Consider the following 16,658-nt stretch of genomic DNA (forward strand, 5'->3'; position numbering starts at 1 on the left):
TGAAGAAAAAGCGGCAATCATGAGCGGCGATATAAATAAAATCGAATCATGGGTTGGCAAGCTGGATAAAAGGCTTGAAAAGTGGCTCATTGCCAGACTGCAAAGGGAGAGTTGGTGAACGAACATACGACTAAAAGCAAGTACACATACAATAAGACATGCGCCTATTATTTACAAATATAAAATTATATCGATTTACTAAATTATACTTGAAATTAAAATGATAAATTTCAATGATTTATCAATCTGAGTATTTTCTATAAAATCCATACAATTTATGAAAATGCTCAAGAGAATCTACAATATTTATATCTTTTTAAAATATAAATTTGTATATTTTTTATACCAAGGAGAATCTATATGACAAGATCAATGGACTTGCATATAAGTAATCAGTTGAAATATTGGAAACAGCAAAAAGATAAAATTATTAATATAAAGGATGAAAAATTATTTATAAACAAGAAACAAAATTTACCTTTTATTACTATTTCAAGAGAATATGGATGTGGAGGTGTTGAAATTGGGGAAACAATTGTAAAAAAAATAAATAGAGATTATAAGTCAGAACCTGAATGGGCATTGTATGATAAAAAAGTCTTAGAAAAAATATCAGAAGATACGGGCTTTACGACTAATCTATTAAACGTGATGACCCATACATCTGTAAATAAAATTACTAATGTCCTGCAAACCATGTTTGCCAAATTACCTTCACACTTGACTATATACCGAAAAATGGGTGAAATTATCCGAACGGTTGCTACAAATGGAAATGCGATTATAATAGGCAGAGGCGGATGCTGGATAACCAGAGATATGGAAAAAGGATTACACATTAAGATTGTTGCCCCATTAAAATGGAGAATAGAAAGAATATCAACTCTATGCAAAATAAATAAAAAAGAAGCTGAGAAGTTAATTAATAAAAAGTCTGATATGAGAGAAAATGATTTTAAAGAATATATTAAATTCGATATCTCTGATCCTAAAAACTATCACTTAGTGCTTAATAGTGAAAAATTAAGCCCCGATGAATGTGCAAATATTATCATTGCTTTAATCAAAATAAAAGGGTATTTATAGTTTTTCAAAATTTTATGAATTAGTATATTCCCCTCTAATCGTCCAACCTAATAGAATAGTATTAACATATTCTAATTTTCCATTCAGTTTATATTACCTTTTATCGATATTAATAATATATAATAAAATTGGATTATAATCACTTATTATAATTGAGGATATCTAATTTCATGAAAATAGATTTTTATAGTACCCAGCATGAAAATAAAACATCAATAGATACTTTTAATAAGATAACTAATAGTACTACAAATTTTAAGAATGTTCTTGATAGACAAATAGATAATATGGGTGAAGCGCCAAATATTGATGATAATAAAAATAATCCTGCTGAAGAGCCTATATCCTCAAATGAGGAAAGGATTGAAAATAGTGCGAAACCAGGATCTGAAAAATCAAAATCTGCTGATTCTAAAGTGGATAATGATGATAAGGATACTATTGCTCAGAACATTAAGGAAAAGTCTAATTCAATAATTGAAAATGATAATAAGACTGAAATTAGCAGTGAGGGAATAGGATTGAGTATAGACTTAAATTTAGACATGCTCAATATCCTACAAAATATGCTGAAGGATCTGTCTGTTGATGCTCGAGAGATTAAAAATATTAAAGAAGTATTGCAAGGCTTGAAGGACTCCCTTATGGGTAGAGATATCAAGGATACACATATTCAGAAGAATATTTTTGACAACCTTATAAAACTTAGGTCATTCCTCAATATGCTTAACAATGAAGAGCCTTTATCAAGAGAACAGATCAAGATTGATAGCAAATTCCTCCAATTCAAGGATATAATTAAACAACTAAATAATTCAATACAAAAGCATCTTTCAAAATCAAATGATAACACCTTACCTAGTACTATGGAGTCCAAGCCAATAGAAACGATTGGGTTAATAAATGAAAAAATTCAATTTTTTAGTAAAGCCACCAATAATAATGAAAGCGCGCCATCAGATAACAATGATTCGAATAGCGCATTTCATTTTTTTAGGAATCATAGCAACATATCAAAAGGAAGCGCTTCAGCGCTAAACCTTCCGAAAAATAATAACTTCAATGAACAACTTCAAAACATAATACAGAATGCAAGAATTTATATCAGGGATAATAAGAATGGCAAATTCTCCATCAGACTATACCCCGAATCGCTAGGTAGGGTAAACGTGAACCTGGGGCTTGACCAAGGAATGATCTCCGGCAGATTTCTTGCTGAAACGGCAGAGGCGAGGAATCTTCTTTTAGAAAATATATATTTAATAAAAGAAAAGCTCCAGGAGGCAGGGATGTCTGTGGGAGAATTTCAGGTTAATGTTAAAAATGAAAACAAAAGTTGGGAATGGCATGCAAGAGGCGAGGATTTCTCAATCAATATTGATCCTAATATTAACCTGCAGAATGGATATGAGACTATCTCCAGGTATATTCACCATGGAGAGATAGATATGATAATTTAAGTTTTTATAATCCAGGAGAGCATAATGGATAATATATTCCCCATACAGAGTGATAAAGTCAATAATGCAAGGAATCCTTCAAGACTAACCAACACTCAGGAAGAAAAAAAACCTGAGGGAATTAAGAAGGGACTGAATAAAGACTCATTCCTTAAATTGCTGGTTGCTGAACTACGCCATCAAGATCCTACACAACCCATGAATGATAAGGAATTCATATCTCAGATGGCACAATTCTCAGCCCTTGAACAGATGACAGAGATAAACAAGTCAATCAAAGCCTTAACAGCTAGCACTCTATCGGGCGAAGCATACTCCCTCTTAGGCAAGGGAGTTGAGGCAATAAATCCCATTACAGGGAAGAGACTGAAGGGTATTGTAAGCAAAATATTTTACAGCAATGATGGCGTAAAACTAAAGGTTAACAACAGTGAAATTGGGCTTTCAGATATACATGCAATATATTCAATTGAAGCCTCAACAAATATGATGAATAATAAAGCAAATATGATTAAAGAATATTCTAAACAAGCAAATCCCTCTAAAGATATCAACACATATAACGATACTAATTAAGAGAGTATAACTATAGAAAATATAATCAGGAGTATTGAGCCATGATGAGATCCCTTTTTTCCGGTGTTTCAGGTTTAAAGAATCACCAGACCAGGATGGACGTGATAGGTAATAATATATCTAATGTAAATACGTACGGATTTAAATCCGGAAGAGTCACATTTCAGGATATGCTGTCACAGACCATTGCCGGAGCAGCTAAGCCAGAGGAGAACAAAGGTGGAGTAAACCCTAAGCAGGTTGGCCTGGGTATGACTATGGCTTCAATTGATAAAATATTTACCCAAGGCAGCCTGCAAACAACCGGAAATCAAACTGATCTCTCAATTACAGGTGATGGTTTTTTTATCTTAGCAGATGGCGATAAAAAATATTACACCAGGGATGGCTCTTTTGCTCTTGATAGAGATGGAACTATGGTAGATCCATCAAACGGATTAAAGGTACAGGGATGGATGTCCACGAGCAATGAGGCTGGAGAAAAAGTTGTAAATCCATCTGGCACAGTGGAGGATATCATAGTTCCTATCTATGGTAAGGTGGAGGCAAAGGAGACAACCTATGTAAAATATAAATGTAATCTTGACTCCAAAAAGTCTATTCTACCACCGAATTCTACTGGCAAGATGAGAGCATCAGCAGGAATAACCACAAATATTGACATCTACGACAAACTCGGGAATAATCACCGCTTAACCATGAATTTCTGGAAAACAGGCGTTAATCAATGGACGGCCTCGGCTGCAATTACAGGCGCTTATGGCGACGTTATCCTTGATGTTCCTGCAGGAGCAAATCAGCCTAATCAGGCCAATCCCACATCCAGAATCAACTTAAGGTTTTCTCCAGATGGAAGAGTTATCTCTGTTGGAGACGATTCAACACCCGATGGATTAAATCAGGGGAATCTGGTGGTTAACCTCAATTACAGAAGGAGCGGCGATCCGACTATAAGAACAATCAATCTCGATCTAGGCAAGGCAGGACAAATTGAGGGCATAACGCAGTTCTCATCCCCATCAACAACCAAGGCCGTTGAACAAAATGGATATTCCTTGGGTTACATGGAGGATTATAACATCGACAACTCCGGTATAATCACTGGAGTATATTCCAATGGTGTCAAGCAGATGATAGGTCAGGTGGCTATGTCTGTATTTACAAACCCACAGGGACTCATCGCAAAGGGAGAAAACCTATTCGAGGTGTCCAATAACTCAGGACTACCCAACATAGGCCCTGCTGCAGAGGCTGGAAGGGGTAAGATAGTAGCGGGTTCCCTTGAGATGTCAAACGTTGATCTATCAGACCAATTCACTGATATGATAGTAACTCAAAGAGGATTTCAGGCCAACTCAAGAACTATTACAACCTCTGATCAGATGCTACAGGAGTTACTCAATCTTAAGAGATAGAGCTTCTCACAAAATAGCATCATAAATTGAAACCTTCTATAGGTGTACTATTGTCCTATTGAATCAGGTTATCATTGAGTTTATACAGCATATTGTCTATCGTTCATGTCGTTTATAATAATCTGATACATGTTTCACTGCCCTGAAGGCATCTATTACATCATGAAAAACAGGTATTCCTTTATTATAAAAGGCCTGCCTTGCTAAACGCATCATCTCCTCAAGATCAATATCCTCAACCCCCTGCCTGTATCTGGGTAATACGATAACTGCCGGCTTACCAGTTGATTCTGCAACATCCCAGAGCATTGAAGCAAGTTGTTCATAAGGGGTTAACTCCTTAACATTCCCTCCCATTCTGTCAGCAACAGCTTTATAGGTATGAAGAAGCTGAATCATAACCTGGAAATCTACCCTCTCGTCCTTCCCGGCTATCAACATAACCTCCTTTAAAAACTCAATTGACACCATTGGATTCGCCACATCAATTGGATTAGCCGCGCTTGAACCTGGTTTTGGCAACAAGGACATTATATTATCATAAATTTCACCCTTAAAAACCGGAAGTTCTATTCCAAAAGAATCAGCAGCATCAGAAGCCATCACACCTAAAGCTCCCCCACCTCCAATGATCGACACCCGCCTATATACCCTTCTTGGAAGCAGACAAAAGGCAAGGCAGGTTTCAGCCATCTCAATGAGGCTTCTAACTTGAACGATGTTGCATTGCTTTATCATAGATTCCCATATCTTTCTCTTGCCCCCCATTGAGGCGGTATGGCTTGCCACAGCTCTCTGCCCTGCATCCGAAAGCCCACCCTTATATACAATTATAGGCTTTTTTGAGGCAACATCCCTCAATACCTTGAAAAACCTTCTCCCATCCCTGACACCTTCTATGTACATCGAAATTATCTCTGTATCCGAATCCTCTGCCAAATATTCCAATAGCTCCGTCTCCCTTAGATCAACACCATTACCAAAGCTCACCATCTTGCTGAAATTGATCCCCATCCATTTACCAAGACATGCAAAATCTGATGACATGCCGCCGCTCTGAGATAGAAAAGCGACAGGCCCGCTTTCATGCGAAAAATCAGGACCTGGGGGTATATTAAGGCCACACTTTGGACAATAGATACCAAAACAGTTTGGACCTATCACCCTGATACCCTTTTGCGCGACCCTCTTTATATCTTCCTCAAGCATAATGCCTTCCTGAGTTCCTGTCTCACTAAACCCGGCTGATAGGATTTCAACACCCGCCGAATTTTTCTTTAAACATTCCTCAATCACCCCGGGTACATCCTTTGCTGGAACACTGATAACAGCAAAATCTAATTCCCCATCAATTTCATCCAAACTCTTATATATCTTCATCCCATTGATACTGCCCCCCCTGGGATTAACAGGATAAATATCTCCAGGATAATTTAGCGCCTGGATGGCGAGAAGTGAACCATTCCCGAAACCAGCCCCTTTTGAGGATACTCCAATGATAGCAATTCTCTTAGGATTGAATATTCTATCAAGATCTTGAAATTTCACCTTTTCTTCTACTATTTCTCTATCCACTCTATCCAACATTACTTAACTCCTAATTAAACTCGATCATCTTAATATATCTGAATTTAATGATATGAAGGTATATTTTCTTTTTCTTAATATTAAACAAGCAATCAAAAATTTGCTTCTTTTAACTAGCAAATATCAAATTATGATCACCCTACTCCCCTTCAGTCCATTATTTTTAATTGTGTTACATATTCTATATTACAACAATCGATTTCAACAATATTTCGCATCCTCTCAAAATTTCATGTATAATTTTATTATTGACAATTTTAAAAACTTTTGACAGATTCTATAGTCAAACATTGATATTTCCGTTATAATAAAATTTCCCGACATTAATGGCCAGTTTCCGTAAGCCTAGCACATAAAATAATTACACGAAACGCATCAGACTTGCTGAAAAAGTCTCACTAAGCTGTCCCATATAAACAACACGACATAATAGAGGAGAATTATGATGATTAAAACAAGAGTTAGTAGACTCTTAGATATAAAATATCCCATCATCAAGGGGGGGATGTCCTGGGTTTCAAATGCTGAACTTGTTGCTGCGGTCTCCAATGCTGGAGGGCTAGGAGTATTAGGCATCGCCTCCTTAGATAAAGAAACCTTACAAACCGAACTGGATAAGATAAAGACACTTACTACCAATCCCTTTGGTGTGAGCTTTCCATTAGCAAGGCCTGACTATAAGGAGATGATAGGCGCGGCCCTAGACAAGGGAGTAAAAATTGTAGTCACCTCTGCCGGGAATCCAGCAAAGGTTGCGGATATGTTGCAATCTGCTGGGGTTATCGCGATACAGGTGATCGCAAATGTAAGGATGGCGCTAAAGGCCGTGGACCTGGGTTATCATCTTATAGTAGCAGAGGGATTTGAGGCTGGTGGTCATAATGGCAGAGATGAAATCTCTACATTTGCACTTCTTCCACAGGTTGTGGATGCTGTTGAGATTCCCGTAATTGCAGCAGGTGGAATTGCAGATGCACGGGGAATGGTCGCTGCATTTGCTTTAGGAGCTGAGGGAATACAAATGGGGACGCGGTTCGCTGTAACCAAGGAGTCCCCTGTTCATAAAAATTTTAAGCAGGCGATAATTGATGCCGATGACAGAGGTACAACCATTACTGGAAGAGCTACGAACGACCTTGTGCGTATGATAAAGAATAAACTATCAGAGGAGGTCTTGGAAGCAGAGAGAAGTGGCATGTCTCCTGATAAAATAATAGAGATGATAGGACAGGGTAGGACCTACATGGCATCTGTTAAAGGAGACATTGATAATGGCTCAGTGCAAAGCGGTCAGATTGCAGGAATGATAAATGATATTAAAAGCGTTCAAGATATTTTTGATGATATTATTTCGAATATTAATCCGATATTAAATACAACAGCTGATAGATTGAAAAGCAAATAACTAACACCTCATAGCCGTTATTACTGAATAATTAGAAAAAGTTGAATCTGAAAGTCTGCGATAACTGTGAAAAGTTCGAATAATAATGAAAAATAAAACTAAAAGGCATTTCCCCTTTGGATTATTTTTTGTCAACCTTCTAATTCTAATAATAATGTCTGCTCTAATCCTAATGAGTTATTTTTATTTTATTGGGAAAAGCAGAATAACAGAAATTGAGAATGATACCCGTAATTACTCAATAATTCTAACAGAAGCCTTTGCGAGCACAGCGGAGCTTAGCTATAGGAGAAATAATTACTTAAAGTTAAGAACACTCTTTCAAGAAAAAATTCAGGACAATATCATTGATGAAGCATTCTTTGTACTTACTAATGGTAAGATCATTGTCCACTCCAGCAAATCGATTGCTAAAAGACTTAAGGGGAATATTGTAAACGATGAATTAGCATACAACATTGACCTTATTCTTCTACCATTGAAAAGAAATATTTGGGGTACCCGATTTCTTGACTATCATATCATGGAGAAGAGGATTCCTTTTAAGAGAGATTTAACAAGGCTGATAAAGAGATATCTCTATAAAAAGATCGATATTGTAGGATGGTTAATCACTAGAGCTGTTGTTGTAAAAAGTAAAGCTGTAGGAAGCATGAACCTCATTATTAGTAAAGATAGAATTTATACTTTTTTGTTACAGCATATTAATAAATGCAAACAACTCTCTATCTTTTTTCTTGTTGCATCGATTGCGTTATCCTCTCTTATATCAATAATTATTTACATTAGAGACAGAGGATTGATGAGAGGTAGAGCAGAGGAGTATATAATTGATTTAGAAAGCGCTCAAGTCCCCGCACCTTTTAGAGGCGAATCAATAGGTATTGTTAAAAAAAGATCAAAAATAATTGCGAAAAGACTTAATGAAAGAGAATTATTAAATGTCAATAAAATAATTAAGGATGCCATTCCAATAACAAAGATGTAGAGGTAATTCACTTGGTTTTTATTAGTCTTACAGAAGCTATTGATGGTAAAGTTGCCATTATTGAATTAGATGGGGCATTGGATAGCGAGACCAGCCATGATTTGGAAGAATATATTGATCAGCTTACCGCTAAAAATCAGAACCTCATTATCATGGATACCAGCAAATTGGAATATGTTAGTTCTGTAGGGATTGGAGTGACTCTCTATGTTCACAAAAAAATATTATTAAATAATGGATGTTTTGTAATCTGCAATCTAACAAATGAAATTTCAACCCTATATAAACTACTAGGTTTTGATAAAATATTTAGAATAGCCAGCAATAGGGAGGAGGCGTTACAGATCATGAACAAACAGCTTGAGATGAGAGATCATCCGGAGATGAAAAATTCAATGCATGAGGATAACTTGGAATTGGAGAGACTAAGGGTGCATTCCATAGAAGAGGTGGGATTTGAAGAGAATAGTCTAGAGATGCCTTCAGATGAAATTGCAGAAAAAGTAGCATTCGATAATCCAATTATATTGGAATGTGCGGAATGCAAAAGCCTTATACGAGTTAAGAAAAGCGGCGCCTACATGTGCCCGGACTGTAAAATGGAATTCACTGTAGAAGCTGATCAAACTGTTTTATTTTAACCGGAGTTAAGAGACTATGTTTCCAATATTGTTCAAGTATAAATTTATAACCATTGGCGGATATGGGGTAATGTTAGGCCTTGGTTTCTACATGGCCTTTCTGCTTCTGGAAAGGGAATTAAAACTTAGGGGGATTGATCCTGATCTAGCATATAAGCTTCTGCTAGTTGCGATACCATGCGGAATCATTGGAGCAAAGATCGCTCATATACTCGATCATTTTGATTCATTTTTAGTTGATCCATGGGGCATGGTCTTTTCAGGATCAGGATTAGCGGCATATGGGGGTTACATACTAAGCTTAGCAGCAGGCATTATTGTAATTAAAAAAAATAAACATAATGTATTAACCATCTTTGACGCTATCTCTCCCTCGTTAGCCCTAGGCTATTGTTTTGGACGGCTTGGCTGCCATGTTGCGGGAGATGGTTGTTATGGTTTGGATACTGTCTCCTTTTGGGGCACTGCTTACCCAAACGGTATTGTCCCAACGACAATGACAGTATTGCCAACCCCTCTCTTTGAGTCATTCTTTTCATTTTTATTGGTCGGATTACTCTTAGCTTTTCGAAAGAGAGGGCTTCCCACTGGAAGACTATTCTCAATCTATCTTATGCTAAGTGCATCCGCCAGGTTTATGGTAGAATTCATTAGGAGATGCCCTGAAACATTCCTTAATTTAACTCAGGCACAGCTAACTGCCATCCTTTTCATACTTATTGGTATAGCATGCTGGATGTATTCGAATAAATTAGAAGTTGAGACATAATTTATCTCTTCCTTTTCTGGACTTCAAAGATTAATATATTAGAATTACTCGCTCATCTTATCTATCTGATCAATTACCTTAATAGGTTCCACTACATCTCCCAGAGATGAAAAATTCATTAACCTCGTTTTTAACACCTCAGTAATCTCATTACCCTTTGTAATCAATATCTTACCTCTCAAATCCTTGACATCATCAGCAAGCACCATGCCTATTAATATATCCTTCATCATAATCGATTTGACAATATAACCCTCTTCAACACTCAGAACCTCAGCTTCCAAAGCGGCAAAGATTTCAGGATCATACCACTGAATATGGCTTTGCATAATCTTAAGTGAATTCTCATTTGTCTCTCCCTTCGATTTCAGGAGATCATAATCCAGAACCGCCTTAATTATTCTTCCAATTAATGGGATTGCCTTCCCCTTTTTATCATCCTCTGGCAAACCTCCGCCATCAAATTGTTTGAATTGATATACAATCGCATCAGATATCTCCTCCAAACGAGGGATATTTGATAGAAATTTCTTCCCTATTTGCGGATGTTTATAAAACATCACCCTTTCATTTACAGGAAGTTCGACCCCCTTATACTTCTTTTCCAATATCTCTGTTGGAAGAGTAACACAGCCGATTTGCGATAGCATTGCAGCAATCTCAATTTCCCAGAATCTCTCTATCTTCAAACGTTCTGCGATTCCTCTAGCCATTTTACGAAGTCTGAAAGCACGGCTAAAGGTTATTGGACTTACTATGGATAATACATCTATTAGTATTTTAATGCTGCCCTTTAGGGTCCTATCTAATATTTCACGCTCCGCTGTAATAAGACGATATTGCTCAATCCCTGCATTTAATGCATTCTTCAGATCATTCATATAACAGGGTTTTGTAAGGAACCGGAAAATGTTCCCTTCATTTATTGCTTTAATTGAGGACTCCATATCGGCCTGTCCAGTAAGCATAAGGCGCACTGTGTCAGGAGAAATTTCTCGGGCCTTGGAAAGAAACTCAATCCCATCCATCTCCGGCATGCGAAAGTCTGAAACAACAACAGCGAAAGGCCCATCCTCTGTTAGAGCAGCAATTCCCTGAATCCCACTCTCAGCAGTAACAAGATTGTATTTATTCCTGAGTTGTCTTTTAAATGAAGAAAGAATATTAGCATCATCATCTACAAATAATATCTTTTCATCCATTCTTTCACCCCTCCACTATTCCAGTAAAATCAAACGCTGCCACAAGGATGACGGCAGCCTAAGGTATAAATTGTAGTACATTTTTCTTTATGCCTATATACCCCTTATGAGCAATAACAAGATATGCTCCGTAACAAAGAATTCAAATGTAAAGTATAGAATTGATATAAGGGTGAAGGGCTGTTCGTACTTTGCATTATCCCTTTCCCCTCTACTCCTTATTCAATAGGCAATTCTATCATAAAAGTTGTGCCCTTGCCAATCTCAGACTCAAAGGATAATCTCCCACCATGCTTCTCAACAATAGATACATAAGCAATGGCCAACCCCTGACCAGTGCCCTTGCCAACCTCTTTAGTTGTAAAGAAGGGATCAAATATTCTACTTCTCACCTTTTCAGGTATTCCAGGACCGTTATCTGTAATTGAAATTATTACATTAGCGCCATTTCTATAAGAAGTTATATCAATATATCCTTTACCCTTGTCGCCACCATCAACAACGTCAGCTATTGCCTGAGATGCGTTTACAATGATATTTAAAATAGCCTGATTGATTTCATCAATATTGCACTTCACAAGTGGGAGATCAGGTTCCAGTTCTGTCTTAAGCTCTGCTACATATTTCCATTCATTTTTGGATATAATAACTGTTGATTCAATTGCTTCGTTTATATTCGAAAATTGCTTCTCTTTGCTCTTTGGATGTGAGAAGCTCTTCATTGCCTTTACAATTGTGCTTACCCTATCAATCCCTATTATGGTTTCTTCAATAGCTGTAGGAATTTCATTTATCAGATAACCTATATCCAATTCCTTCTCCGTCTCCAGTATCTTTCTAATTCGCTTACTACTAACTCTGTTTCTTTCAACAACCTCAGCCATCATATCATAATAATCTCTAAAAAAATTACAAATACTGGAAAAGGAATCCTTAAAAAATTTTGTATTGTCACCTATATATTGCATCGGAGTATTGATCTCGTGTGCGATTCCGGCAGACAATTGTCCGATAGATTGCATCTTTTGGGTCAGGGCCAATTGTTCTTCTGATTTTAGGAGTTCAGAAATGTCTTGAAAAATTATAACATACCCAATCACATTTCCTTCTCTTCCCTTAATTATTGAAATAGTTCCTGAGAGATTCTTTATCATGCCATCCTTTGTAATGAGATGAGTCGATTTTGGCAATTTAACCCTGTTATAATTTTTCAAGAAATTTCCAATGCTATCCTTGCTGTAATTGATATTCTTCCCATTGGTAATGTGAAAGACCTGCCTGAGTGATCTATTAATAGACTCATCCTTTGACCATCCTGTGATCTCCTCTGCAATATTATTTATGATTGTTATATTTTCATTCATATCAGTTGCTATCACCCCATCACCAATAGACTGGAGAGTTGTGGATAATTTTTCCCTCTCAGCAGTAATTAAGTTATCAGCCTGCTTCTGTTCAGTAATATCCTTTAGCCCAATAACAATTCCATTTATCTCATTATTACTCGCATACAAAGGGACCGCTGTCAAGGCACAATCGAGAACTGTGCCGTCCTTGCGTCTATAGCACACTTCCTCCTTAATAATCATACTTTGGCCGAAAAGGATGCGCTTCAATGGACAATCATTTGTATTACAAAAGGAGTAGTGCAACACTTCGTGACATTTCTTCCCCTCCAGCTCTTCTGAGCATACATTGGATATATTTGACATGGTAATCAGGGTCTTATTAACTCTGAGTATGTTATGATCAGTATCAATCACACATATTCCATCGGTGATTGTGTTGAAAATTTGATTTAATTCAGAATATAGGCTCAATATCGCTTTCTCTGAACGCTGACGATCAGAAATATCTTTAACAATCATATTTATAGCCTCAACTTGCCCATCCCTGATAACTGGACTGATGCGAACATCATATGTTGGGACTTCATCGTCACTCCCAATCCCATTGCATTCAAAGTCCTGAACCTCTCCTGTTAATAACATCCTTTCAATAGATTTCTTTACTATCTTATGATCTTCAGGTGAAATATATGAATAGATATCATTTTCATCATTAGAGTGTTCTGATACTTTCCGGTTAATAGACTTTATCTGACCATCAAGGCCTGTAGTAACAATAATGTCTGGTGTATTTTCAACTAATGAACGCCATCTCTCCTCACTCTCTATAAGTCTTTGTTCTGTCTTCTTTCGCTCAATTGCAAAGAGAATAGTTTTCTCTAATATGTATTTATTTATTTTACTCTTGTTAAGAAAATCTTGAGCGCCATGTTCAATAACTTTAATACCAAAGTCATCATCCATACCAGTAATCACCACAATTGGCATTGAAAGATATCTAGTTCTAATCCTATTCAGAGTGTCGAGACCTGAACTGTCAGGAAGATTCAAATCCAGCAAAACAATATCAAAATATTCATTATCTAACAATCTATAGGCATCCTCAAGGGTAGAGGTTGCTCCTGTTTCAAAACTGTAAATCGAAGATTTTGATAGCAGTTCTTGCAGTACTTTTACGTTAAACCTTCGATCCTCCACTATCAGTGTTTTAATTGGAATTATACAATCTGTAGACATTTTATGAAATACCCTAATACAAGAATGTATATAACATAAAAGCAGATTAATTGTGCGTGAATACCCTATATAAAATTATATAATAAATTGCCTTCTATTATTATGATAAATCCTTCCTTTATGCATCATTGCTCATGATTTATCAATATTTGAGATCAACTCTTCAGCATTGCATGGTTTTGAAATATATACGTCGACTACTCCCTTCGCCTTTTCGAATATCTCCATTTCCGATTGACCTGTTAATAGAAAACGTTTTATTTTAGGGTAATTGCCCTTAACTTTCTCCAGTAATACTAACCCATTCATTCCAGGCATCTTATAATCGGTTACAATAATATCATAATTCTTCTTTTTAAGATTCTCAAGGGCTTTATCCCCACTATCAACGAATTCCATCTCCCATTCATCAGCCTTCACCCTCAACATCCTTTGTAAGCCATTTAGTAGATTGTTCTCATCATCAACAAAAAGAACAGTCTTCTTCACGCTAACCTCCGGACTCCTTTAATTAATTGTACTATTCTACAATACACTCAAACTCATTATAGATATAGCAATCAAACTATAGGATATCAGAAATTTTTCAATTCCTAGTCAGTTATAAATTATTGTATTACACTTAAATACTCTATTCTACTTATTTATTAGAGTCCAATACAATGACAGCTATAATAGTACCTAACTGAATATTGACATATACTAGTGTTGAACCAATATTTCCAATCAGAATGATTGTTAATTATAGCTGAATGGTATAATCTTAGCATATATCATATAACATAAAAAGTCAAGAATAACAGATACTAATAGATGCCTAGCTAAGTGATGTCACAATATTATTAGGATTAAGTTGTAAGTCCTATAGACAAAAGTGTACGCTAATAGGGGAAGGATTTGAATCATTTATTGTAACTGAAATCATTCAACCACTTATAAACATATTTAATAATCTACATATGATAGATTGTAGGAATAGTAAGGATCAATTATAACAAAAAGTTTTTCAACAAAGTGCCATGTCCACCATCAGCATGGTAGAACACAACAATTCCCAAGATAATTATTAAAACTTACTATACGCAATATTAATAGAATAGCAATATGGTTGACAAAGATAATTATTAAGATAATAATATATTGTTCTAATGAAATTTGAACGACTACAATAAATCGATAATTGTAACGATACATTGGCAACCACTTTAATTAGCATAATTTCTGAGAATTGTTACTTTAATTAACTTTAGTTATTATTGTTACATTTATATGGATTTTGTTTGTGCACTCCCTTTAAGTAGAGTCAACAGCCATTACTTGGAGGAGAATACAAATTACCTAGGCACAGAGGGACAAAGTCACTACTAATATTGATTTTCTTCTTTGTACCTCAGTGCCTTTTTTACTATAGGCCCTTTATATAAATGATAAATTAAATAATAATGATACCTAAATCCTTACACAAGGGTGATACCTCATATCCTCGTAAGGGGCAATACAAAAGGCTATATTTTATTTGTTACTTATGTTAGGTTGAATAAAGGATATATATTTAAACATGAATAAAAAACGCTATCTTCCAAAAATATTCTATGATTGGTGCAAGGCCTGCGGAATATGCAGTGAATTTTGTCCCAAATCCGTAATTAGCAGGGATGGATACAGTGTTCCATTGATCGAGCATCCTGATAATTGCGTTGGATGCCGTTTCTGCGAATTGCATTGCCCAGACTTTGCTATTTCTATTGAAGAACTGGATGATGAAACTGAGGTAAATCAATCATGACAAAGAGTGGATCCAATAAAAGGTTGCTTTTGCATGGCAATGAAGCTATAGTGGAGGGAGCATTAACAGCGGGATGTAATTTTTTTGCGGGCTATCCTATTACTCCAGCCTCTGAGATCAGCGAGATATTATCTGTACGACTACCTCAGGCTGGGGGGACATTCATACAAATGGAGGATGAGATTGCCAGCATTGGAGCTGTTATCGGCGCTTCACTCGCAGGGGCCAAAAGCATGACTGCTACCAGCGGACCTGGTTTCTCGCTTATGCAAGAAAATTTGGGTTATGCCTGCATTACAGAGGCTCCCTGTGTAATAGTAGACGTTATGCGAGGAGGTCCTAGCACAGGATTGCCAACTAATCCGTCACAAGGGGATGTGATGCAGGCAAGATGGGGGACACATGGGGATCACCCTATTATTGTTTTGGCTGTATCCACTGTATTAGATTGTTTTGAAGTTACTGTTCAGGCCTTTAATCTATCAGAAAAATATCGTGTTCCTATAATCATTCTGTCAGATGAAGTAGTAGCGCATACCCGCGAGACTATCATACTTCCATCACCGGATGAAATTACAATCTTTGATAGAATTACACCCAGCAGACCTCCGGAATGGCACATACCCTTTGAGGATAACAGTCGAGGAGTCCCGCCCATGGCAGCCTTTGGAGATGGATACAGATATCATGTAACCGGACTCGTCCATGATATACATGGATTCCCTACTCAACGTCCTGATGAAATCCAAATATTCATGAGTCGTCTCTTTCGCAAGATCAGACAGGGTTTTCATGAAATTCAGATAACAGAAACCTTTATGATGGATGATGCTGAAATAGGAATTATAGCTTATGGCTCTGTCGCTCGTTCCGCCCGTAGGGCAATTCTTGATGCCCGTGAGAGTGGAATAAAGGCCGGAATGTTGCAGTTGATCACACTCTTCCCATTTCCAAGAAAAGCTGTAGAAAAGATGCTGGCGCAATGTCGGGCTGTAATAGTACCGGAGATGAACATGGGACAGATAAGCAGGGAAGTAAAACGAGTAAACCAGGGCATGTCTCAGATCAGCCATTATAACCGTTTTGATGGCCAGTTGATAACACCAGAGGGGATATACCGTGAGCTAATAAAGATGTAGGCTGTTATATATAATCTCA

Annotated in this window: 14 protein-coding genes; 10 read left to right on the forward strand and 4 right to left on the reverse strand. The window is 36.8% G+C overall.

Translation table 11 applies throughout. From position 1 onward, the window contains the following. Nucleotides 1-360: 360 nt before the first annotated feature. The 4 genes from SVZ03_01230 (at nt 361) to flgE (ending at nt 4,537) form a co-directional block, all read left to right on the forward strand. Complete coding sequence (locus tag SVZ03_01230) at nt 361-1,086, forward strand: cytidylate kinase-like family protein (GenBank protein MDY6932827.1); 726 nt, start codon at nt 361-363, stop codon at nt 1,084-1,086. A 170-nt stretch (nt 1,087-1,256) separates the two neighbouring features. Further along, nucleotides 1,257-2,546, forward strand: coding sequence for a flagellar hook-length control protein FliK (locus tag SVZ03_01235; protein ID MDY6932828.1), 1,290 nt, complete (start codon nt 1,257-1,259; stop codon nt 2,544-2,546). Between the two features lie 24 nt (nt 2,547-2,570). Beyond that, complete coding sequence (locus SVZ03_01240) at nt 2,571-3,122, forward strand: flagellar hook capping FlgD N-terminal domain-containing protein (protein MDY6932829.1); 552 nt, start codon at nt 2,571-2,573, stop codon at nt 3,120-3,122. Between the two features lie 41 nt (nt 3,123-3,163). Next, on the forward strand, nt 3,164-4,537 hold the full coding sequence (flgE, locus tag SVZ03_01245) for a flagellar hook protein FlgE (protein ID MDY6932830.1): 1,374 nt from the start codon (nt 3,164-3,166) through the stop codon (nt 4,535-4,537). Between the two features lie 96 nt (nt 4,538-4,633). Here the strand turns inward: flgE and SVZ03_01250 are convergent, their stop codons facing one another. Beyond that, nucleotides 4,634-6,124 carry a CoA-binding protein gene (locus SVZ03_01250; protein ID MDY6932831.1) on the reverse strand — a complete coding sequence of 497 codons (1,491 nt, stop codon included), beginning with the start codon at nt 6,122-6,124 and terminating at the stop codon, nt 4,634-4,636. Nucleotides 6,125-6,566: 442 nt separating this feature from the next. Here SVZ03_01250 and SVZ03_01255 point away from each other — a divergent pair, with 442 nt between their 5' ends. The 4 genes from SVZ03_01255 to SVZ03_01270 all read left to right on the forward strand — a co-directional run bounded on the left by SVZ03_01255 (nt 6,567) and on the right by SVZ03_01270 (nt 9,927). Then, on the forward strand, nt 6,567-7,529 hold the full coding sequence (locus SVZ03_01255; protein MDY6932832.1) for a nitronate monooxygenase: 963 nt from the start codon (nt 6,567-6,569) through the stop codon (nt 7,527-7,529). A gap of 85 nt (nt 7,530-7,614) precedes the next feature. Then, nucleotides 7,615-8,517, forward strand: a complete 903-nt coding sequence (locus tag SVZ03_01260; GenBank protein MDY6932833.1) for a hypothetical protein — start codon at nt 7,615-7,617, stop codon at nt 8,515-8,517. A gap of 11 nt (nt 8,518-8,528) precedes the next feature. Then, a complete protein-coding gene (locus SVZ03_01265) occupies nt 8,529-9,158 on the forward strand; it encodes an STAS domain-containing protein (protein ID MDY6932834.1) in 630 nt (209 codons plus the stop codon). A 16-nt stretch (nt 9,159-9,174) separates the two neighbouring features. Further along, nucleotides 9,175-9,927, forward strand: a complete 753-nt coding sequence (locus tag SVZ03_01270; GenBank protein ID MDY6932835.1) for a prolipoprotein diacylglyceryl transferase — start codon at nt 9,175-9,177, stop codon at nt 9,925-9,927. 44 nt (nt 9,928-9,971) lie between these two features. Here the strand turns inward: SVZ03_01270 and SVZ03_01275 are convergent, their stop codons facing one another. The 3 genes from SVZ03_01275 to SVZ03_01285 form a co-directional block, all read right to left on the reverse strand. Continuing rightward, nucleotides 9,972-11,129: a response regulator gene (locus tag SVZ03_01275; GenBank protein ID MDY6932836.1), complete on the reverse strand. Its 1,158-nt coding sequence runs from the start codon at nt 11,127-11,129 to the stop codon at nt 9,972-9,974. A 218-nt stretch (nt 11,130-11,347) separates the two neighbouring features. Beyond that, nucleotides 11,348-13,714, reverse strand: a complete 2,367-nt coding sequence (locus SVZ03_01280; GenBank protein ID MDY6932837.1) for a PAS domain S-box protein — start codon at nt 13,712-13,714, stop codon at nt 11,348-11,350. A gap of 132 nt (nt 13,715-13,846) precedes the next feature. Then, a complete protein-coding gene (locus SVZ03_01285) occupies nt 13,847-14,203 on the reverse strand; it encodes a response regulator (protein ID MDY6932838.1) in 357 nt (118 codons plus the stop codon). Between the two features lie 1,069 nt (nt 14,204-15,272). On the opposite strand from SVZ03_01285, the gene SVZ03_01290 reads away from it, so the two are divergent. Then, complete coding sequence (locus SVZ03_01290) at nt 15,273-15,500, forward strand: 4Fe-4S binding protein (GenBank protein MDY6932839.1); 228 nt, start codon at nt 15,273-15,275, stop codon at nt 15,498-15,500. Beyond that, on the forward strand, nt 15,497-16,639 hold the full coding sequence (locus SVZ03_01295; GenBank protein MDY6932840.1) for a 2-oxoacid:acceptor oxidoreductase subunit alpha: 1,143 nt from the start codon (nt 15,497-15,499) through the stop codon (nt 16,637-16,639). Before SVZ03_01290 ends, SVZ03_01295 begins: the two co-directional genes overlap by 4 nt. Nucleotides 16,640-16,658: the final 19 nt, after the last annotated feature.

Source organism: Spirochaetota bacterium, assembly GCA_034190085.1.
Lineage (GTDB): Bacteria > Spirochaetota > UBA4802 > UBA4802 > JAFGDQ01 > JAXHTS01.